This is a genomic window from Burkholderia sp. BCC1047 (assembly GCF_902833155.1).
GTDB classification, from domain to species: domain Bacteria; phylum Pseudomonadota; class Gammaproteobacteria; order Burkholderiales; family Burkholderiaceae; genus Burkholderia; species Burkholderia sola.
The window spans coordinates 57,875-78,005 of sequence record NZ_CADFEH010000039.1; the positions used below are offsets into that span (position 1 = coordinate 57,875).

At 67.5% G+C, this 20,131-nt stretch carries 16 protein-coding genes; 4 read left to right on the top strand and 12 right to left on the bottom strand.

The annotated features are described in order from the left end of the window. Nucleotides 1-30: 30 nt before the first annotated feature. The 3 genes from pdxA to HWX55_RS30325 are packed head-to-tail and all read right to left on the bottom strand — an operon-like array spanning nt 31 to nt 4,802. Nucleotides 31-1,020: a 4-hydroxythreonine-4-phosphate dehydrogenase PdxA gene (pdxA, locus tag HWX55_RS30315; RefSeq protein ID WP_175978380.1), complete on the bottom strand. Its 990-nt coding sequence runs from the start codon at nt 1,018-1,020 to the stop codon at nt 31-33. Nucleotides 1,021-1,031: 11 nt separating this feature from the next. After that, entirely contained in the window at nt 1,032-2,390 is a 1,359-nt protein-coding gene (locus HWX55_RS30320) for a peptidylprolyl isomerase (RefSeq protein WP_050014667.1), read from the bottom strand. 51 nt (nt 2,391-2,441) lie between these two features. After that, a complete protein-coding gene (locus HWX55_RS30325; RefSeq protein ID WP_175978381.1) occupies nt 2,442-4,802 on the bottom strand; it encodes an LPS-assembly protein LptD in 2,361 nt (786 codons plus the stop codon). A 223-nt stretch (nt 4,803-5,025) separates the two neighbouring features. On the opposite strand from HWX55_RS30325, the gene HWX55_RS30330 reads away from it, so the two are divergent. After that, complete coding sequence (locus tag HWX55_RS30330; protein ID WP_175978382.1) at nt 5,026-6,075, top strand: phosphotransferase; 1,050 nt, start codon at nt 5,026-5,028, stop codon at nt 6,073-6,075. Nucleotides 6,076-6,097: 22 nt separating this feature from the next. Beyond that, entirely contained in the window at nt 6,098-6,820 is a 723-nt protein-coding gene (murU, locus tag HWX55_RS30335; protein ID WP_175978383.1) for an N-acetylmuramate alpha-1-phosphate uridylyltransferase MurU, read from the top strand. Nucleotides 6,821-6,907: 87 nt separating this feature from the next. Here murU and HWX55_RS30340 read toward each other — a convergent pair whose 3' ends face one another. Next, nucleotides 6,908-8,779, bottom strand: a complete 1,872-nt coding sequence (locus HWX55_RS30340) for an ABC transporter ATP-binding protein/permease (protein WP_175978384.1) — start codon at nt 8,777-8,779, stop codon at nt 6,908-6,910. A gap of 175 nt (nt 8,780-8,954) precedes the next feature. Between HWX55_RS30340 and HWX55_RS30345 the strand changes: the two genes are divergently transcribed. Further along, entirely contained in the window at nt 8,955-9,350 is a 396-nt protein-coding gene (locus HWX55_RS30345) for an acyl-CoA thioesterase (protein WP_006485741.1), read from the top strand. Between the two features lie 39 nt (nt 9,351-9,389). On the opposite strand, the gene HWX55_RS30350 is transcribed toward HWX55_RS30345, so the two are convergent. Further along, the gene (locus HWX55_RS30350; RefSeq protein WP_175978385.1) at nt 9,390-9,872 is read right to left on the bottom strand and encodes a nitrate reductase associated protein; all 483 of its coding nucleotides are present in this window, start codon (nt 9,870-9,872) and stop codon (nt 9,390-9,392) included. 114 nt (nt 9,873-9,986) lie between these two features. Here HWX55_RS30350 and fdhD point away from each other — a divergent pair, with 114 nt between their 5' ends. Next, nucleotides 9,987-10,841, top strand: a complete 855-nt coding sequence (gene fdhD, locus HWX55_RS30355; protein ID WP_175978386.1) for a formate dehydrogenase accessory sulfurtransferase FdhD — start codon at nt 9,987-9,989, stop codon at nt 10,839-10,841. Nucleotides 10,842-10,892: 51 nt separating this feature from the next. Here fdhD and HWX55_RS30360 read toward each other — a convergent pair whose 3' ends face one another. The 7 genes from HWX55_RS30360 to nudB form a co-directional block, all read right to left on the bottom strand. Continuing rightward, complete coding sequence (locus tag HWX55_RS30360; protein ID WP_175978387.1) at nt 10,893-11,660, bottom strand: enoyl-CoA hydratase; 768 nt, start codon at nt 11,658-11,660, stop codon at nt 10,893-10,895. A 91-nt stretch (nt 11,661-11,751) separates the two neighbouring features. Next, entirely contained in the window at nt 11,752-12,951 is a 1,200-nt protein-coding gene (locus HWX55_RS30365; RefSeq protein ID WP_175978388.1) for an acetyl-CoA C-acyltransferase, read from the bottom strand. A 22-nt stretch (nt 12,952-12,973) separates the two neighbouring features. Next, the gene (locus tag HWX55_RS30370; protein WP_175978389.1) at nt 12,974-15,409 is read right to left on the bottom strand and encodes a 3-hydroxyacyl-CoA dehydrogenase/enoyl-CoA hydratase family protein; all 2,436 of its coding nucleotides are present in this window, start codon (nt 15,407-15,409) and stop codon (nt 12,974-12,976) included. Between the two features lie 118 nt (nt 15,410-15,527). Then, complete coding sequence (locus HWX55_RS30375) at nt 15,528-17,315, bottom strand: acyl-CoA dehydrogenase C-terminal domain-containing protein (RefSeq protein WP_124504616.1); 1,788 nt, start codon at nt 17,313-17,315, stop codon at nt 15,528-15,530. 56 nt (nt 17,316-17,371) lie between these two features. Then, a complete protein-coding gene (locus tag HWX55_RS30380; protein WP_175978390.1) occupies nt 17,372-17,971 on the bottom strand; it encodes a TetR/AcrR family transcriptional regulator in 600 nt (199 codons plus the stop codon). 200 nt (nt 17,972-18,171) lie between these two features. After that, nucleotides 18,172-19,446 carry a cardiolipin synthase ClsB gene (gene clsB / locus HWX55_RS30385; protein ID WP_175978391.1) on the bottom strand — a complete coding sequence of 425 codons (1,275 nt, stop codon included), beginning with the start codon at nt 19,444-19,446 and terminating at the stop codon, nt 18,172-18,174. After that, entirely contained in the window at nt 19,443-19,937 is a 495-nt protein-coding gene (gene nudB / locus HWX55_RS30390; protein ID WP_124556496.1) for a dihydroneopterin triphosphate diphosphatase, read from the bottom strand. Before nudB ends, clsB begins: the two co-directional genes overlap by 4 nt. Between the last annotated feature and the right edge of the window lie 194 nt (nt 19,938-20,131).

Here is a 20,131-nt window from a genome sequence, read left to right on the forward strand (position 1 = left end):
AAATACGACGAATGGGATAAACCGGCAGCGTCAGGCTGCGCGGCGATGGCGCGCCATCGTGACGGCCGTATCGAGCGCGGCGATCATGCTGCCCGGATCCGCGCGGCCCGTGCCGGCCAGATCGAGCGCGGTGCCGTGATCGACCGACGTGCGGATGATCGGCAGCCCGAGCGTCACGTTGATGCCCTCGCCGAACGTCGCGTACTTCAGCACGGGCAGCCCCTGGTCATGGAACATCGCGAGCACGCAGTCGGCATCGGCCAGATGGCGCGGCTGGAACAGCGTGTCGGCCGGATACGGGCCGCGTGCGTCGATGTGTTGCGCGTTCGCGCGGGCCAGCGCCGGCGAGATCACGTCGATCTCCTCGCGGCCGAGATAACCGTTCTCGCCCGCGTGCGGGTTCAGGCCCGTCACGAGGATGCGCGGCGCGGCGAGACCGAAATCGCGCCGCAGGTCGCGGTCGATGATCGCGAGCGTCTCGACGAGCCCGTCGATCGTCAGCGCGGCCGATACGTCCTTCAGCGGCAGGTGCGTGGTCGCGAGCGCGACGCGCAGCGGCCGGTGGCCGGTGCCGGCCAGCATCATCACGACGCGCGGCGTATGCGTGCGTTCGGCCAAGTATTCGGTATGGCCGGTGAACGGCACGCCCGCATCGTTGATCGTGCTCTTCTGCAGCGGCGCGGTGACGATCGCGTCGTACCGGCCCGCGAGCGCGCCGTCGATCGCCGCGTCGAGCAGCCCGAGCACGTAGCGGCCGTTCGCCGCGTCCAGCTTGCCCGCCTGCGCGGGCGCCGCCAGCGCGTGATGCGCGACCGACACCTGCGCGCCGCCGGCCAGCGTGGCCGCGTCGACGCCGACCGCGGCCGCTCGCGCGTCGAGCAACGCGGCATCGCCGAGCACGGTGAAATGCGCGTCGGGCCAGCGCTGCGCGGCGTCACGCAGCGCCTGCACGGTCAGCTCCGGGCCGACCCCCGCGGGTTCGCCGGTCGTGATCGCGATCTGCAGCGCAGGCGTGGTCATCCGGGGGTCGCTCAGTTCGCCGGGCCGACGCCGCCGATCTTGTACTGCACGTACGACGAATCGCGCAGCTCGCGCAGCCAGTCGGCATACGCCTGCTCGGCCTTGCGCTGGCCGATCGCCTGACGGGCGATGTCCATCTGCTGCTGCACCGAGCCTTCCGCCTCGCGGCGGTTCAGCACCTGGATCAGGTGATAGCCGTATTCGGTACGGATCGGCTGGCTGATCTGGCCGTCCTGCAGGTTGTTCATCGCGCGCTCGAATTCCGGCACGGTCTCGCCCGGGCTGATCCAGCCGAGATCGCCACCCTGCGACGCGGAACCGTCCTGCGAGTAGGTGCGCGCGAATTTCGCGAAATCGCCGCCGGCCTCGACCTGCTTGCGGATGTCGGCCAGTTGCTGGCGCGCCTGGCCTTCCGACTTGCCTTCGCCGACGCGCAGCAGGATGTGGCGCACGTGCGTCTGGACGATCTTCGGCGCCGCGGCGCTCGCACCCTGGCTCTGGCGGCGATCGACGAGGCGCACGATCTCGAAGCCGTCCGGCACGCGGATCAGCGTCGGGTTGACCTCGCCCGGGCGCAGCTTCGACGCGGCGTCGACGACGTCGGGCGGCAGCGCGCTCGGCGCCTTGAAGCCGAGATCGCCGCCCTTCTTCGCGTCGTTCGCTTCGGAGTTGTTCTTCGCGAGGCGCTCGAAATCGGCGCCCGACTTCGCCTGCTGCAGCAGCGCTTCGGCCTTCTTCTGCGCGGCTTCGATGTCGGCCTGCGGCGCGTTGGTGGGCGCCTTGATGAAGATGTGCTGGAAGCGCAGGTCCTGCTGCTGCGATGCGTTCGGCCCGCGCTGGCTCGCGATGTAGTTCGCGACCTCGGCGTCCGACACCGTGATCTTGCCGTCGACCTCGCGCTCGCGCAGCTTCGACAGCATCAGCTCGGTGCGCGCGTCGCTCGTGAAGATACTCCAGGGCACGCCCTGCGCCTCGAGGCGCGCGCGGTACTGGTCGAGCGTCATCCCGTTCGCCTGCGCGAGACGCTGCAGCGTGGCCTGCACGGTCGCGTCGTCGATGCGGATCCCGTCGTCCTTGGCCTTCTGCACCTGGATACGTTCGAGCACCATCTGGTTCAGCACCTGCGCGCGCAGCTGGTCGGCCGGCGGCACCGGCGCGTTCTGCTGCTGCAGGCGGCGTGCGATCAGGCCGGCGCGCTGGTCGAGTTCGCGGCCCGTGATCACGTCGTTGTTGACCACGGCGACGACTTCGTCGGCGAGCTGCGCACCTTGCGAACCGAGTGCCTGCGCCGCGGCCGGCGCGGCGGCGAGCAGCGCGGCGGACGCGGCGAGGCTGGACACGACTGCCGCGAAACGAAGGGTTTTCTTCATTGCCACTGAAACTCCATTGAAATCGTGCTGACCGGTGCAGACATGCCGGCGTTACTCGTAGTTGCTGAAGCGGGACATCGGCGGCGGCGGCGGCGGCAACGGCGTGTAGCCCGGCACCCCGGCGCGGAATGCGGACACGAGGCCGTTGTCGATGGTCGACAAGCCCTTGAGCGTCAGCTGCATCATGAAGCGCGTCGACGAGTTCTGCTGTCCCGACGAATTGATGCCGTTCGCGGCCCGCTGCACCCCGACTCCGAGCGCCCAGCAATCCGCGTCGTATTGTAAGCCGACCAGACCGTCGACCACGCGATCTCCGGCGAAGTCGTAGTTGAACCGGCCGATCGCATACAGGCGGCGCGTGAGCGGCCATTGCGCGGACACCAGGAACTGGTTGATCGGCTGGTTGTCGAGCGTGGTATTCGTGCGCGTATAGCGGTAGCCGACGTTGATCACGCGGCGTTCGCCCGGGCTGTAGCCGAAACCGATACTCGACTTCACGAGCTGGTTGTTGTTCTGGTTGTACTGGAACGCCGTTTCCGACATGAAGCCCGAGCCGAGCTTCAGCGCGGCGCCGACGATCAGGTCCGAGTGGCGCGCGAGCACGGCGCTCTGCCCCGGGGTCAGCGTGACGCGCTGATCGGCGAAGTAGTACTGCTGCGCGATCACGAACCGCGCGCGCTCGTCGCCGGTGCGCGGATCGATGAAGCGCGACGTCAGGCCGGCCGTGATCCGGTTCGCATCGGCGATCCGGTCGTTACCGACGAACGTGTTCGGCTGGTAGATCTCCGCGAGGCCGAAGTCCGATTCCGCGGTGTCGAACAGCGGCGCGTTCGACTGATCGCGATACGGCGTGTACACGTAGTACAGGCGCGGCTCGAGGGTCTGGATGAAGTCCTGGCCGAACAGGCGCACCGAACGGTCGAAGATCAGGCCCGAATCGAAGCTCACGGTCGGGATCGACTCGGTGAAGCGCTTCGGGCTGTTCGGCGTGGCGGACGACAGGTAGTTCAGGTCGTACGACGCCAGGTGGTACTGGACCTTCGGCACCGCGAAGTAGCCGGGACCGTACACGCCGTACGAAATGTACGGGTTGAAGACAACCCGGTCGCCCTGGGTCGCATCGGCGGTCGTGATGCGGAACCGCGAATAGTCGGCTTCCGCGCCGAAGTCGAACCCGCCGACGTTGTACTTCGTGTACTTCACGTTCAACTGCGGCTCGCGGCTGTACGGCGCGATCGACGGCGGCAGCGTCTGCCAGTGCTGGTAGCGCGCGAGCACCGACCACGGGCCGTTGTTGTACGTGAGGCCGGCTTCCTGCTGGTACAGCGTCTGCGTGCCGTTGATGAACTGGTTCGCCGACCCGAGGTCTTCGGGATACGTGTTGTCCGAGACCTTGTTGAAGTAGACGTAGCCGCCGAAGCCGCCGCCGAAGTTCTGCTGGTGCTGCCAGTAGATCGCGTAGCGGTTGCGATGCGCGAGCCGGTCGTCCGGCAGGTAATTGGCCGTAAACGTGCCCGAATACGACGGCGACAGATAGCGGAACGTCGCTTCGGTCATCACGCCGCGCCGCGAGATGATGCGCGGCGTGAGCGTCAGGTCGCGGTTCGGCGCGATGTTGAAGTAGTACGGCAGCGACAGCTCGAAGCCGTTGTTCGAGTTCACCGAGAACGTCGGCGGCAGCAGGCCGCTGCGCCGCTCGCCCGACAGCGGGAACGTCATCCACGGGCTCGCGAAGATCGGCACGCCCTGGAAGAACAGCACGCCGTTGCGCGCGGTGCCCTCGTCGGCGCCCGTATCGAAGTCGAAGCGGCTGCCCTTGATGTACCACGCGGGGTTCGTCGAGCACTGGCACGCGGTGTACGTACCGTTGACGAACACCGAGCGCTCGTTGTCGACCATGTCGACGCGCTCCGCGCTGCCCGACCCGCCCGTCACGTTGAAGTGATACTTCGGCGCGGTCATGAAGCCCTGGTTCGCCTCGATCTTCAGGTGCGCCTCGGGGCCGGCGAACGACGTGCCGCCATTGACCACCTTGACCTGGCCGTACGCATCGGCCATGTCGGTATCCTGATCGTAGTGGATCGCGTCGGCCTTCACGACGGCGTCGCCGCGCCGCAGCTCGGCCGAACCCTTCGCGGCGAGGTCCTGCTCGGCGGTGCCGCTCGTATGGTCGGCAATGACGAAGGCGGCCGGCTTCGCGCCGTCCTTCAGCGGATGATCCTCGAGCTGGGGCGCGAGACGCAGATCCCACGGCGAGTCGAGCGGCTGCGGTTGCGCAGCCGCGCCCGACAGCTGCGCGTACGACACGGCCGGCACGAGGCCGGGCACGGCCAGGAGCGCGAGCGCGAGCCGCCGTTTGCGCGGCGCCCCGTCACCGGGGAAAACATTCGGGAATAGCGGTTTGGGCGGCATCTATCGTTTGGCGAATCGCCCCTTGTCAACCGCGCCTGCACGGCACCTTCGCGCGCGGCGGGCCGCGCCGTCGAGCCGCGACTGCGGCTCTTCGCAAACCGGGGAGGCGATCGGGCGGACGGCGCGACAGGCGGCGGGCCTGCACGGCGGAAGCTGACGCGGGGCGCGTCAAAAAAGTCGTGGGGTATTATATGGCAAGACGTTCCCCCCTCCGCCGAGTTTCATGACGCCCCCATCCGCCGCATCCCAGCCCGACGCCCGCCTCGACGCGCTCACCGCGTGGCTGCACCCGCTCGCCGAGCGCTACGCGCTCGATCTGTCGACCCTCGCGCCCGCGTCGTCGGACGCCAGTTTCCGCCGCTATTTCCGCGTCGCGTCGGCCACGCGCCCCGGCGGCACGCTGATCGCGGTCGACGCGCCGCCGCCCGAGAAGTGCCGCGAGTTCGTCCAGGTCGCGCAGCTGCTCGCCGCGGCCGGCGATCACGTGCCGGACGTGCTGGCCCACGATTTCGACGCGGGCTTCATGCTCGTGACCGATCTCGGCCGCACGTCGTACATCTCGGTGCTCGATCCGGCCGATCCGGGCGCGGCCCGTCCGCTGATGCGTGACGCGCTCGACGCGCTGATCCGCTTCCAGCTCGCGTCGACACCCGACGTGCTGCCGCCGTTCGACGAAGCGTTCCTGCGCCGCGAAATGGAGCTGCTGCCCGAATGGTTCGTCGGCCGCCACCTCGGCAAGCCGGTCACCGACGCGATGCGCGGCACGCTCGACCGCACGTTCGCGCTGCTGGTCGCGAGCGCGCACGCGCAGCCGCAAGGCTTCATGCTGCGCGACTTCATGCCGCGCAACCTGATGGTGTGCGAGCCGAACCCGGGCGTGCTCGACTTCCAGGACGCCGTCTACGGGCCGCTGACGTACGACGTCGTGTCGCTGCTGCGCGACGCGTTCATCAACTGGGACGAAGAGTTCGAGCTCGACTGCTTCGCGTACTACTGGGAAAAGGCGAAGAAGGCCGGCCTGCCGGTCGACGCGGATTTCGGCGAGTTCTACCGCCAGCTCGAATGGATGGGGCTGCAGCGCCACATCAAGATCCTCGGCCTGTTCGCGCGCATCAACTACCGCGACGGCAAGCCGCACTACCTGAACGACCTGCCGCGCTTCCTCGCGTATGCACGCAAGGTCGCGCTGCGCTATCGCCCGCTCGTGCCGTTCGCGAAGCTGCTCGACGAGCTCGAGGGCAACGCGCCGGCCGACGTCGGCTATACGTTCTGACCGTTCTCGCACCCAGTCGACCATGAGCACACCCCTGACCACGGCGATGATCTTCGCCGCCGGACGCGGCGAACGGATGCGTCCGCTGACCGATACCCGCCCGAAGCCGCTGCTCGAAGCCGGCGGCAAACCGCTGATCGTGTGGCAGATCGAGGCGCTCGCGCGGGCGGGCATCGACACGATCGTGATCAACCACGCGTGGCTCGGCGAGCAGATCGAGGCCGCGCTCGGCGACGGTTCGCGCTGGGGCGTGCGGCTCGCGTATTCGGCCGAGGGCGACGCGCTCGAAACCGCCGGCGGCATCGCGCAAGCGCTGCCGCTGCTGGAACGCGACGGGCAGCCGACGGTGTTCGCGGCGGTCAGCGGCGACGTGTACTGCGCGTTCGACTACCGGACGCTCGCGCCGCGCGCCGCCCGGATGGCCGCGCTCGACACGCCGGCGATGCACCTCGTGATGGTGCCGAACCCGCCGTTCCATCCGGCCGGCGACTTCGCGCTCGGCGACGATGGCCGTCTCGCGCTCGACGGCGCCGCGCGCTTCACGTTCGGCAACATCGGCCTGTACGACACGCGGATGTTCCGCGACCTCGCACCCGGCACGCGGCGCGCACTGACGCCGTACTATCGCTCGACGATCGAAGCCGGCCGCGCGAGCGGCGAACTGTACGAAGGGATCTGGGAGAACGTCGGTACGCCCGCGCAGCTCGGCGAACTCGACGCACGGCTGCGCGCCGCCGCGGGCTGATCGGACGACGGGCGGCGACGCCCCCGTCGCGCCGCCCTTGCGCTGCGCGCCACGGCACGGGGCACGCCGTCAGGCCGCCACGCCCCGTTACGCGGCCTCGGCCTCTTCCCCGCCCGCCGCCGCGCGCTGCTGCTGCAGCGCCCACATCTGCGCATACAACCCTTCCGCGCGCACGAGTTCGTCGTGCGTGCCGCGCTCGACGATCCGCCCGTGGTCCATCACGAGGATCTGCTGCGCGTGCACGACCGTCGACAGACGGTGCGCGATCACGAGCGTCGTGCGATGCCGCGCGATCTGATCGAGCTCGTGCTGGATCGCGCGTTCCGAGCGCGAATCGAGCGCCGACGTCGCTTCGTCGAACAGCAGCACCGGCGGGTCCTTCAACAGCGTGCGCGCGATCGCGACGCGCTGCTTCTCGCCGCCCGACAGCTTCAGCCCGCGCTCGCCGACCGGCGTGTCATAGCCCTTCGGCAACCCTTCGATGAAATCGTGGATGTGCGCGGCGCGCGCGGCCGCGACCACCTCGTCGCGCGTCGCCGTCGGCCGACCGTACGCGATGTTGTAGTAGATCGAGTCGTTGAACAGCACGGTGTCCTGCGGCACGATCCCGATCGACGCGCGCAGCGATTCCTGCGTGACGTCGCGAATGTCCTGCCCGTCGATCCGGATCGCGCCGCCCGCCTGCCGGTCGAGATCGTAGAAGCGGAACAGCAGCCGCGACAGCGTCGATTTCCCCGACCCGCTGTGGCCGACCACCGCGGTCGTCGTGCCGGCATCGATCGTGAACGTCACGTCGTGCAGGATCTGCCGCGACGGCTCGTACGCGAAGTTCACGTGCTCGAAGCGCACCTGCGCGCCGGCCACCGCGAGCGGCGGCGCATCGGGCCGGTCGGCCACTTCCTTCGGCGCCGACAGCAGCCCGAACATCCGGTCCATGTCGGTGAGGCTCTGCTTCAGCTCGCGATAGACGACGCCGAGGAAGTTCAGCGGAATGTACAGCTGCAGCATGAACGTGTTGATCAGCACGAGATCGCCGAGCGTCAGCTTGCCCGCGAGCACGCCCTGCGTCGCGCGCCACAGGATGAACACGAGCCCCGTGCCGATGATCGCCTGCTGGCCGAAGTTCAGCACCGACAGCGAGTTCTGCGAGCGGATCGCGGCCTTCCGGTAGCGCTTCAGGTTCTCGTCGTAGCGCTGCGCCTCCCACGCCTCGTTGCCGAAGTACTTCACCGTCTCGTAGTTGATCAGCGAGTCGATCGCCCGTGAATTCGCGCGCGAATCGAGCTCGTTCATCGTGCGGCGGAAGTGCGTGCGCCAGTTGGTGACCTTCACGGTGAACACGATGTACGTGACCAGCGCCGCGAACGTCACGTACGCGTAGTAGGCCTCGTACTTGACCACGAAGAAGCCGAGCACGAGCCCGACTTCGACGAGCGTCGGCAGGATGCTGTACAGCGAATACGAAATCAGTTGCTGGATGCCGCGCGTGCCGCGCTCGATGTCGCGCGACATGCCGCCCGTCTGCCGCTCGAGATGGAACCGCAGCGACAGCCCGTGCAGATGCCGGAACACCTGCAGCGCGAGCTGGCGCACCGCGCTCTCGGTGACCTTCGAGAACAGGATTTCGCGCAGTTCGGTAAAGAGCGACGTCGACAGCCGCACGAGCGCGTACGCGACGACCAGCAGCCCGACGCCGCCCGCGAGCACGATCCCGGCCGACTGCTCGGCACGGCCGAGCGCGGTGAGCTGCTGCACGGCGGACAGGTGATCGACGATGCGCTTCATCACGACCGGCACGCCGAGGTTCGCGACCTTCGCGCCGATCAGGCAGCCGAGCGCGAGCGCGACGCGCCATTTGTAGGTGGTCAGGTACGGCAGCAGCGACCGGATGGTCTGCCAGTCGTTGCGAGGCCCGGTCGAAGCCGGCGCGGGCTCGCCGGAAGCGGGAAATCGGCGCATGGGGAAAAGGTCCTGCGGCGATGCGGGACGCGCGTATCGGCGGCCGGCTCGCGCGCTTTCTCGTACAATTTGCGAACGTTGTATTGTCGCAGAAGCCGCTTCGCGCCGCTGCCGGCGGCCTCGCCGGCCAGCCTGCGCGCGGCGGCTCGTTTATTACAGGATGAAAGCCCCCGCCATGACCGATTCGACCCTCGAACTCCCGCAGAAGCAGCCCGCGCTGCGCGTCGTCCCGCAACCGCACGACGCGAACGTTCACGGCGACGTGTTCGGCGGCTGGATCATGTCGCAGGTCGACATCGCTGGCTCGATTCCCGCGAGCCAGCGCGCGAACGGCCGCGTCGCGACGGTCGCGGTCAATTCGTTCGTGTTCAAGCAGCCGGTATTCGTCGGCGATCTGCTGAGCTTCTATGCCACCATCATGCGCACCGGCAACACGTCGATCACGGTCGACGTCGAGGTGTACGCGCAGCGCATGCGCCTGATGGGCGAAGTCGTGAAAGTCACCGAAGCGACGCTCACCTACGTCGCGACCGGCCCGGACCGCAAGCCGCGGCAACTGCCGCCGCTCTGACGGCGGGCAAGCGCCGTGCCGCGGCGCGGCAGGCGGCCGTCAGTGCGTGGCCGTCAGCCCGAACTCCCGCATCGCGGGCACGAAATCGTGATTCAGCGTCGGCTTGCGCGACAGCTTGACCAGCACGTAGCGCTGGAACGGCGCAAGCCGCTGCCACTGCGCGAGCGCGGGCGCCGGCAGTCCGGCCAGCGCGCTCTGCTGCACGAGCGACTCCGGTACCGCGTCGACGGCGCGCCAGGCCGGCTGCTCGTCCGGCTGGAACCATGACGGCTCCAGATCGGCGTGCGTGCGCAGCATTTCGAACAGCGCGTGATCGAAGTTGGGCTCGATCGCGGTGTCGTCGTCGGCCGGAAAGCGCGCGAGCAGCTTGCGGTCCTCGAGCGGCAGCAGTTGCCACTGTTCGAGCGAAATCCGCAGACCGAAGCGATCGAGATTGAAACGCACGATCATCGGGATGTACGTGAAGTTTTCCGACGAATCGTGTTCGAAGTTGAAGAGCAACGGAGCGTCGCTGAGTCCCATGATCGTTACCTGACGTGGCGGATGCCGGCGCGGCCGGCTTGCCTGGGGTATTTTAGAACCTCTGCGCGCGGGCGGCGGCACGATCGTCGCCGGCCGCGCTTCGAATCGACGGGAGTGCTCGTGAATCCGACCCAATCAGACGCACCGCGCGACGCATTGCGCGACGAACCGCGCGGCGCGATCGAGCTGCCCGTGAGCCGCACGCGCGGCGGCGCGGTCGAGACCGCGCACGACTTCGTCGGCCAGGAATGGCCGGTCGCACTCGTCTTCAACGGCATCTCGCACGCGGTGATGATGTGCACGCCATGCGAGCTCGAAGCGTTCGCGGTCGGCTTCGCGATCTCGGAAGGGATCGTCGCGCGCGGCAGCGACATCAAGGACATCGAGGTGATCCTGCATGCCGACGCGCCGCTACCGCATGCGGAAGTCCATCTGGAAGTCGTCCAGCAGGCGTTCGCCGCGCTGAAGGACCGGCGCCGCGCGCTCGCGGGGCGCACGGGCTGCGGCGTCTGCGGCATCGAGAGCATCGACCTGCTCGACCTCGCGCCCGAACGCGTGCCTGACACCGGCTTTCTCGCGCGCCTCGCGCCCGACGCGCTGGCGCGCGCCGCGCATGCGCTGCCCGCGCATCAGGCGCTGACGAAACTGACCGGCGGGCTGCATGCGGCCGCGTGGTGCGATGCAACAGGCGCGATCCGCACGGCATTCGAGGACGTCGGCCGCCACAACGCGCTCGACAAGCTGATCGGCTCGCTCGTGCTGGCGCGCGCCGATACCACCGACGGCTTCGTGTTCCTGTCGAGCCGCGCGAGCTACGAGCTCGTGCGCAAGGCCGCGCGGGTCGGCATCCCGCTGGTCGCGACCATCTCCGCGCCGTCGTCGCTCGCGATCGAAATCGCGAAGGCGGCCGGCTTGCGGCTCGTCAGCTTCTGCCGCGAAACGGGCCACGTCGACTACGGCACGGCCTGATCGCGCGCCAAGCCGCGCACCGGCGATCCACCGCCGGCGCGGCCTGCTCCGTCAGTCGAACTGACGGAAATCCGGCTTGCGCTTCTCGAAGAACGCCGTCATCGCCTCGCGGGCCTCCGGCGCGCGCAGCATCTCGGCGAAATGGCGCGCTTCCTCGGCCATCCGCGCGGGCGTCGCCACGCCGCCCGTATCCTTGAGCAGCGCCTTCGTCACACGCAACGATGCCGCCGGCAGCGCTGCAAGCTTCGCCGCCTGCTTCGCCGCGAATGCGTCGAGCTCGGCCGCCGGCAGCACGCGGTTGACGATGCCGATCCGGTGCGCTTCCAGCGCGTCGAACGCCTCGCCCAGCAGCAGCTTCTCAGCGGCGACCTGATGGCCGGCCAGGCGCGGCAGCAGTGCGCTGGACGCGGCTTCCGGGCACAGCCCGAGCTGCACGAACGGCAGCGAGAACGTCGCGGTGTCGGCCGCATAAACCAGATCGCAGTGCAGCAGCATCGTCACGCCGACCCCGACCGCGATGCCGGGCACCGCCGCCACGACCGGCTTGCTCGCGCTGCTGATCCGCGCCAGAAACTGAAACACCGATGCGGTGTCGTCCTTCGGCGGCGACTTCAGGAAATCCTCGAGATCGTTGCCCGAGCTGAAATTACCGTCGCTGCCGCGCAGCAGGATCGCGCGCGTCGCCTTGTCTTCCTGCGCGTCGGCGAGCGCATCGGCCATCGTCTGGTACATCGCCGCCGTCAGCGCGTTCTTCTTCGCCGGGCGCGCGATCGTGATCGTCATCACGCCGTCGGCGCGTTCCACTTGAATGTCGGCCACAACCGTCTCCTTTGACTGTCTCTACCGGAATGAAAAAACGGTGCGCGAGCTCGTGGCCCGCGCACCGTCGTCGCTTGTCGTCGCGTCCCGCTTACAGGCGTTCGATGATGCCCGCGGCGCCCATGCCGGTGCCGACGCACATCGTGACCATCCCGTACTTCAGGTTGCGGCGGCGCAGGCCGTGCACGACGGTCGCCGCGCGGATCGCGCCGGTCGCGCCGAGCGGGTGGCCCAGTGCGATCGCGCCGCCCATCGGGTTGACCTTCGACGGATCGAGGCCGAGATCGCGCATCACCGCCAGCGACTGCGCGGCGAACGCCTCGTTCAGTTCGATCCAGTCGAGATCGTCCTGCTTCAGGCCGGCGGCCTTCAGGGCGGCCGGAATCGCTTCCTTCGGGCCGATCCCCATGATTTCCGGCGGCACGCCGCGCACCGCGAAGCTCACGAAGCGCGCGAGCGGCGTCAGGTTGAATTCCTTCAGCACCTTCTCCGACACGACGAGCAGCGCGCCCGCGCCGTCCGACGTCTGCGAGCTGTTGCCGGCCGTGACCGAGCCCTTGTTCGCGAATACCGTGCGCAGCTTCGCGAGGCCTTCGAGCGACGTATCGGCGCGCGGACCTTCGTCGAGCTTGATCTCGCGCGTCTTCACGTCGACTTCGCCGGTCGCGAGGTTCGGGAACCGCTCGGTGAGCGTGTACGCAGCGATTTCGTCGCCGAATTCGCCGGCCTGCTGCGCGGCGAGCGCCTTGCGGTGCGATTCGACCGAGAACGCGTCCTGGTCGTCGCGGCTCACCTTCCACTGCTCGGCGACGCGCTCGGCCGTCAGGCCCATCCCGTACGCGATGCCGAAGTCTTCGCTGCGATCGAAGATGTGCGGCGACATCGACGGCTTGTTGCCCATCATCGGCACCATGCTCATCGATTCGCAGCCGCCCGCGAAGATCGCGTCCGATTCGCCGACGCGGATGCGGTCGGCCGCCATCGCGAGCGCGGTGATGCCCGACGCGCAGAAGCGGTTGACCGTCACGCCGCCGACCGTCTGCGGCAGGCCCGCGAGCAGCGCGCCCATGCGCGCGACGTTCAGGCCCTGCTCGGCTTCCGGAATCGCGCAGCCGATGATCGCATCCTCGATCACCTTCGTGTCGAGGCCCGGCACCTGCGCGACCGCCGACTTGATCGCGTGAACCAGCAGCTCGTCGGGGCGCGTGTTCTTGAAGACACCGCGCGGGGCCTTGCCGATCGGGGTGCGGCTGGCGGCGACGATGTATGCGTCTTGCAGTTGTTTGCTCATTTCAGACTCCTTGTCTGCTCGCTCAGTTACGCACCGGCTTGCCGGTCTGCAACATGCCCATGATCCGTTCCTGCGTCTTCTGCGTGCCGAGCAGCTCGACGAACGCGCGGCGCTCGAGCGCGAGCAGCCACTCCTCGTCGACGAGGCTGCCGGCTTCGACGTCGCCGCCGCACACGGCTTCGGCGATGCGGCTCGCGATCAGGTAGTCGTGGTCGCTGATGAAGCGGCCGTCACGCATGTTGACGAGCGATGCCTTGATCGTCGCGATCGCCGAACGGCCCGCGACCGGCACGTCCTTCGCGCGCAGCGGTGCGCGGTAGCCGGTGTCGGCCAGCGCACGCGCTTCCTTCTTCGCGGTGTCGAGCAGTTCGAACACGTTGAACACGATCGTGTCGGACGGCTTCACGTAGCCCATCGCACGGGCGTCGTGCGCGGACGCCGACACCTTCGCCATCGCCGCGTTCTCGAACGACTTCGTGACGAACTTCAGGATGTCGGTGGTCGCGTTCGCGGCCGCCGCGGCGTCCGCTGCGCGCAGCGCCGCTTCCTTCAGGCCGCCGCCGGCCGGCACGAGGCCGACGCCCACTTCGACGAGACCGATGTAGCTCTCGACGTGCACGACGCGCTTCGCGCTGTGCAGCATCAGTTCGCACCCGCCGCCGAGCGCGATGCCCGACACGGCCGCGACGACCGGCACGTTCGCGTACTTCACGCGCAGCATGCCTTCCTGGAACTTCTTCACGAACGGCTCGATGCCCTTCGCGCCGCCCATCATGAACGCGGGCATCGCCTCTTCGAGGTTCGCGCCGGCCGAGAACGGGCCGCCCGGCGTGCCGAGCTTCAGCGACGTCGGCTGCCAGATCACCACGCCCTTGTAGTCCTGCTCCGCGAGTTCGATCGCCTGCACGAGGCCGTCGATCACGCTCGGTCCGATCGTGTTCATCTTCGACTTGAACGACACGATCACGACGTCGTCCTCACCGGCACGGTCGTCGACCCATGCCCGCACCGCGTCGGTCTCGAACAGCGTCTTGCCGTACGTCTTCGGATCGGCACCGGCTTCGCCCAGCAGCGGCGCGCGGAATACCTGCTTGCGGTACACGGCCAGGTCCGAACGCGGCACGAAGCGCTTCGATGCCGGCGCCCACGAGCCTTCGGCCGTGTGCACGCCGCCCTGCTCGGCGACCGGGCCTTCGAGCACCCACGACGGAAGCGGCACGTTCGCGAGCGCCTTGCCGGCCGCGATGTCTTCCTGCACCCACTCGGCGACCTGCTTCCAGCCGGCGGCCTGCCAGCCTTCGAACGGGCCTTCGTTCCAGCCGAAGCCCCAGCGGATCGCGAGGTCGACGTCGCGCGCGTTGTCGGCGATCGACTCGAGATGCACGCCGATGTAGTGGAACACGTCGCGGAAGATCGACCACAGGAACTGCGCATGCGGATGGTCCGTCTCGCGCAGCAGCTTCAGGCGTTCCGCCGGCGGGCGCTTCAGGATGCGGCCGACGGTTTCGTCCGCCTTCGCGCCCGAATCGACGTAGCTGCCCGTCTTCGCGTCGAGCACCTTGATCGCCTTGCCTTCCTTCTTGTAGAACCCGCCGCCCGTCTTCTGGCCGAGCGCGCCCTGCTTCACCAGTTCGGCGAGCACGGCAGGCGTCTGGTAGACCGGGAAGAACGGATCGTCGGCAAGGTTGTCCTGCATCGTCTTGATCACGTGCGCCATCGTGTCGAGGCCGACCACGTCCGCGGTGCGGAACGTCGCCGACTTCGCGCGGCCGAGGCGGCTGCCCGTCAGGTCGTCGACTTCGTCGAAACGCAGGCCGAACTTCGCGGCCTCGGTGATCACCGCGAGGATCGAGAAGATGCCGACGCGGTTCGCGATGAAGTTCGGCGTGTCCTTCGCGCGCACGACGCCCTTGCCGACGACGCTCGTCAGGAAGGTTTCGAGCTGGTCGAGGATCTCCGGGCGCGTATGCGCGGTCGGGATCAGCTCGACGAGGTGCATGTAGCGCGGCGGGTTGAAGAAGTGCACGCCGCAGAAGCGCGCCTTCAGCTCGTCCGCGAATCCTTCGGACAGCTTCGTGATCGACAGGCCCGACGTATTGGTCGCGAAGATCGCGTTCGGCGCGATGTGCGGTGCGACCTTCTTGTACAGGTCGTGCTTCCAGTCCATCCGCTCGGCGATCGCCTCGATCACGACGTCGCATTCGGCGAGCTTCGCGATGTCGTCTTCGTAGTTCGCCGCTTCGAGGTATTTCGCATCGTCCTTCACGCCGAACGGCGCGGGCGACAGCTTCTTCAGGTTCTCGATCGCCTTCAGCGCGATCGCGTTTTTCGGGCCTTCCTTGGCCGGCAGGTCGAACAGCAGCACCGGCACGCGCGCGTTGACGAGGTGCGCGGCGATCTGCGCGCCCATCACGCCGGCGCCCAGCACGGCGACCTTGCGAATCAGGAAATTGCTCACGGGATGTCTCCGGATAGTGTCGTGCAGCGCGGAATGTGAGGGCTGCACGGCGAAGTGAGTACCAGGAACCGTTGCGTTCGGGCGGCGCGGCGCGCGGCGCGCACCGCCCGGACTCGCTTCAGAACAGCGATTCGTCGACTTCCATCAGCGTCTTCGAACCGGCGCGCGCGGCGCGGATCGTCGATGCCGTTTCGGGCAGCAGACGCGCGAAGTAGAAACGGGCGGTGGCGAGCTTCGACTTGTAGAACGGATCGCCCGACGCTTCCTTGTCGAGCGCGAGACGCGCCATGCGCGCCCAGAAGTACGAGAACACCAGATGACCGACGGTACGCAGGTACGGCACGGCGGCCGCGCCGACTTCGTCCGGGTTCTGCATCGCCTTCATGCCGATTTCCATCGTCAGCTTCTGCACCTTTTCACCGATGTCGGCGAGCGGGTTGATGAACTCGGCCATCTCCGGCTTCACGCCTTCGGCTTCCGCGAATTCGGTCACGAGCTTGCCGAACTTCTTCAGCTTCGCGCCCATGTCGCCGAGCACCTTGCGGCCGAGCAGGTCCAGCGACTGGATCGAGTTCGTGCCTTCGTAGATCATGTTGATCCGCGCGTCGCGCACGTACTGCTCCATGCCCCACTCGGAGATGAAGCCATGGCCGCCGTAGATCTGCATCGCGTGGTTCGTGCACTCGAACGCGTTGTCGGTCAGGAACGCCTTGATGATCGGCGTGAGCAGCGCGACGAGGTCGGCTGCTTCCTTGCGCACCGCTTCGTCGGCGTGCGACAGTTCCTTGTCGATCTGCAGCGCGGACCAGTACGTGAATGCACGCGCGCCTTCCGCGTACGCCTTCTGCGTGAGCAGCATGCGGCGCACGTCCGGGTGCACGATGATCGGGTCGGCCGGCTTGTCCGGTGCCTTCGGGCCCGTCAGCGAACGCATCTGCAGGCGTTCCTTCGCGTACGTCAGCGAGTTCTGGTACGCGACTTCCGTGAGGCCGAGGCCCTGCATGCCGACGCCGAGGCGCGCGGCATTCATCATCACGAACATCGCGTTCAAGCCCTTGTTCGGCTCGCCGACCATCCAGCCCTTCGCGCCGTCGAGGTTCATCACGCACGTCGAGTTGCCGTGGATGCCCATCTTGTGTTCGATCGACCCGCACTTGATGCCGTTGCGCTCGCCCGGCTCGCCCGACGCGTCCGGAATGAACTTCGGCACGATGAACAGCGAGATCCCCTTCGTGCCTTGCGGCGCGTCCGGCAGACGCGCGAGCACGAGGTGGACGATGTTCTTCGACATGTCGTGCTCGCCGCTCGAGATGAAGATCTTCGTACCGCTGATCGAGTACGAGCCGTCGCCGTTCGGTTCGGCCTTGGTGCGCAGGATGCCGAGGTCGGTGCCGCAGTGCGGCTCGGTCAGGCACATCGTGCCCGTCCATTCGCCCGACACGAGCTTCGGCAGGTATTGCTGCTGCAGTTCCGGCGCGCCGTGCGCGTGCAGGCATTCGTACGCGCCGTGCGACAGGCCCGGATACATCGTCCATGCCTGGTTCGCCGAGTTCAGCATTTCGTAGAGCGCGTTGTTCACGAACGCGGGCAGCCCCTGGCCGCCGTAGTCCGGATCGCAGCCGAGCGCCGGCCAGCCGGCCTCGACGTACTGCCGATACGCTTCCTTGAAGCCGGTCGGGGTCTTCACGACGCCGTCGCCTTCATACGTGCAGCCTTCGCGGTCGCCGACCTGGTTCAGCGGGAACAGTACCTCGGAGCAGAACTTGCCCGCTTCCTCGAGGACCTGGTTGATCGTGTCGGCGTCGAGGTCCGCATGCTTGGGCATTTGCTTGACTTCGGCTTCGACGTTCAGAAGCTCGTGCAACACGAATTGCATGTCGCGCAGCGGCGCGGCGTACTGTCCCATGACTCTCTCCAAAGGTGGGCAACGGCTCGAGCTCCTGGCGGGCGGGTCACGCGCCGCTAACGGCTCTCGCTCTGATACGAAACAATCGTCTTTTCCAGCGCGGCCCACGTGAGGCGCACGGCGTCCGGCGAATGCAGGAAGCGTGCGTCGTGATGCAGGCCGAGCGTGAAGCTGTACAACTCGAAGAGCATCAGTTCCGGATCCGTATCCGCGCGCAGATGCCCTTCTTCCATCGCCTGCGAAATGGCGCGCAGCAACGCGGCACGCCAGGCGGTCACGCTCGCGATCAACTGCTCGCGCACGGGGCTGTCCGGCCGGTCGTCGTACTCCACTGCGCCGCTGATGTAGATGCACCCGGTCGTCAGCTCCTGGATGCGCTTCTCGATCCAGCGCGCCAGCATCGCCCGAAGACGCGGCAGACCGCGCGACTCGCGCAGGCTCGGAAAGAACACCTCGTTCTCGAAACGATGGTGGTACTCGCGGACGACCTCGACCTGCAGGTCTTCGCGCGATCCGAAGTGCGCGAACACGCCGCTCTTGCTCATCTGCATGCGCTCGGCCAGCAGGCCGATCGTCAGCCCCTCCAGCCCGTCACGGCTGGCGAGGTCCAAAGCAGCTTCGAGTATCGCGGCACGCGTCTGTTCGCCTTTTCGCATAGCTATTTCTGTAACCGTTCGGGGGTTCGAATAAAATCGAACGGCCGTACTATTATTGAGTGCGGCCGCTCGCGAAACAAGGAAATTATTAGAAACCGGTGTCTAACCGAGCCGCTATTTTGCGCGATTCCGGCGGGACCGGAGCGGCTTTTCCGCACGAACGTGCGGACAGATATTTTGAAGCGAATACTTAGTCTGCGTCAGTCGTAACCGCCGACCGTCAGCGCCTTCATCACGAGGCGGTACGTGTTGTACGCCAGCCAGTTCAGCAGCCGCTCGACGCGCGGGCGCGCCGCGTAGTGCGCGGCGTCGATCTCCCGGCCTTCGGCGAACGCGGTGGCGATCGCGTCGCGCAACTGGTTCGTCACTGCATCGTAGCGCACCAGCACGACGTTCGCTTCATTGTTCAGCATCAGGCTCAGCGCGTCCAGGTTCGACGAGCCGACCGTCGCCCAGTTGTCGTCGATCACGGCGACCTTGCCGTGCAGGATCGTCTTGTCGTATTCGGCGACGCGCACGCCCGCGCGCAACAGCGAGTGATACAGGAACGGCACGGCCGTATCGAGCGCCGTGAACTCCTTGCGGCCGATCAGCACCCGCACGTCGACGCCGCGCCGTGCCGCGCCCGTCAGCGCGCGGCGCAGCTTGCGGCCCGGCATGAAGTACGGATTCGCGAGCAGGATCCGCTGGCGCGCCTGGCCGATCGCCGCGAGATAGGCCTTCTCGATCGCACGGCGGTTCACGACGTTGTCGCGCGCGACGAACGCGACGCTCGGCTCGGTCACGACCCGCAGCGCGCCGGCCTTGATCCACCGGTGGCTGCGCATCCAGCGCCGGAACATGTCCGGGAACGCTTCGCCGCCATGCAGCCCGGCCGCGTACTGCGCATACGGCTTGTGGCCGAACCGGATCCGGTGCCACTGCAGCTCGAACGCGGCGCGCACGTCGGACACCGCGGGCCCGGCCATCTCGACCGCGAAATCCCAGCGCGGGAACGGCAGCGTCGCGCTGCCCTGCGTGTAGTCGTCGACGATGTTGATGCCGCCGCAGAACGCGACCGCGTGATCGATCACCGCGAGCTTGCGGTGCGTGCGCGAGAAGCCGAAGCGGCCGAACAGGAAGCGGTTGTAAATGCAGTGCTCGACGCCGGCCTCGGCCCATGTGTCGAACAGCGGCAGGCGGGCGGTGCCGATGCCGTCGGTGATCACGCGCACGCGCACGCCGCGCTGCGCCGCGCGGATCAGCGCGTCCGACACCGGGCGGCCGGCCTCGTCGTCGCAGAAGATGTAGGTTTCGAGCATCACCTGCTCGCGGGCGGCATCGATCCGTTCGATCAACGCCTGAAAGAATTCGCCGCCGGTTTCGCACAGCCGCACGGTGTTGCCGGCCGTAAACGCGAGCCGCGACGCGGAGCCGCGCTCCTGCAGGAACATCTGCCGCAATTGCGCGAAGCGCTTGCGGGTCTCCGCATTCATGCGGACGAACCGTGCGGCGCACGCATGAGGGCCACGCGCGCGGGCAATTGCAGGATCGCCTCGGCGTTCGACGGCGAGAAGCAGCGCGCGGCCGCCTCGCGGAACGGCAGCCACGCATGGTCGACATGCTCGCGCGGCGACAGCGTCACGTCGACGCGATGCGGCACGCACAGGCCGAACCAGTGCTCGACGTTGCGCGTGACGCCCGGCGCATAGCGATGCAGGTATTGCGGATAGATCGTGTATTCGATCCGGTGATGCCAGTCGACGAGCGCGGTGGCCGGCACGTCCGGCGTGCCGACCGCGATGCCGGTTTCCTCGGCCACCTCGCGCGCGGCGGTGAGCGCGAGCGGCTCGTCGAGCGCGTCCTTCGAGCCGGTGACCGATTGCCAGAAATCGGGCTGGTCGGCACGCTTGATCACGAGCACGTCGAGTTCGGGCGTGTAGATCACGACGAGAACGGATTCGGGGATTTTCGGCGGCTTCGTCATCTTGGTTTCATGCGACACAGGGCCGTACGCGGGGCCTGTGTCCGAACGTGCGGCAAGTGCTGCGACTGTACCGCAAAAAACGAAAAAGGCGCACCATGAACTGCACCCCAAAAGTTGGACACTAGTCCAACCTTTGGGGTGTTTTACATGACGAAGTACAACGAGCAGTTCAGACAAGGCATCGTTGACGAGTA

Bases quoted from the DNA above. Each gene is read 5' to 3' on its own strand.
- pdxA (WP_175978380.1), bottom strand. From the start codon at position 1,020: ATGACCACGCCTGCGCTGCAGATCGCGATCACGACCGGCGAACCCGCG.
- HWX55_RS30320 (WP_050014667.1), bottom strand. From the start codon at position 2,390: ATGAAGAAAACCCTTCGTTTCGCGGCAGTCGTGTCCAGCCTCGCCGCG.
- HWX55_RS30325 (WP_175978381.1), bottom strand. From the start codon at position 4,802: ATGCCGCCCAAACCGCTATTCCCGAATGTTTTCCCCGGTGACGGGGCG.
- HWX55_RS30330 (WP_175978382.1), top strand. From the start codon at position 5,026: ATGACGCCCCCATCCGCCGCATCCCAGCCCGACGCCCGCCTCGACGCG.
- murU (WP_175978383.1), top strand. From the start codon at position 6,098: ATGAGCACACCCCTGACCACGGCGATGATCTTCGCCGCCGGACGCGGC.
- HWX55_RS30340 (WP_175978384.1), bottom strand. From the start codon at position 8,779: ATGCGCCGATTTCCCGCTTCCGGCGAGCCCGCGCCGGCTTCGACCGGG.
- HWX55_RS30345 (WP_006485741.1), top strand. From the start codon at position 8,955: ATGACCGATTCGACCCTCGAACTCCCGCAGAAGCAGCCCGCGCTGCGC.
- HWX55_RS30350 (WP_175978385.1), bottom strand. From the start codon at position 9,872: ATGGGACTCAGCGACGCTCCGTTGCTCTTCAACTTCGAACACGATTCG.
- HWX55_RS30365 (WP_175978388.1), bottom strand. From the start codon at position 12,951: ATGAGCAAACAACTGCAAGACGCATACATCGTCGCCGCCAGCCGCACC.
- HWX55_RS30375 (WP_124504616.1), bottom strand. From the start codon at position 17,315: ATGGGACAGTACGCCGCGCCGCTGCGCGACATGCAATTCGTGTTGCAC.
- HWX55_RS30380 (WP_175978390.1), bottom strand. From the start codon at position 17,971: ATGCGAAAAGGCGAACAGACGCGTGCCGCGATACTCGAAGCTGCTTTG.
- clsB (WP_175978391.1), bottom strand. From the start codon at position 19,446: ATGAATGCGGAGACCCGCAAGCGCTTCGCGCAATTGCGGCAGATGTTC.
- nudB (WP_124556496.1), bottom strand. From the start codon at position 19,937: ATGACGAAGCCGCCGAAAATCCCCGAATCCGTTCTCGTCGTGATCTAC.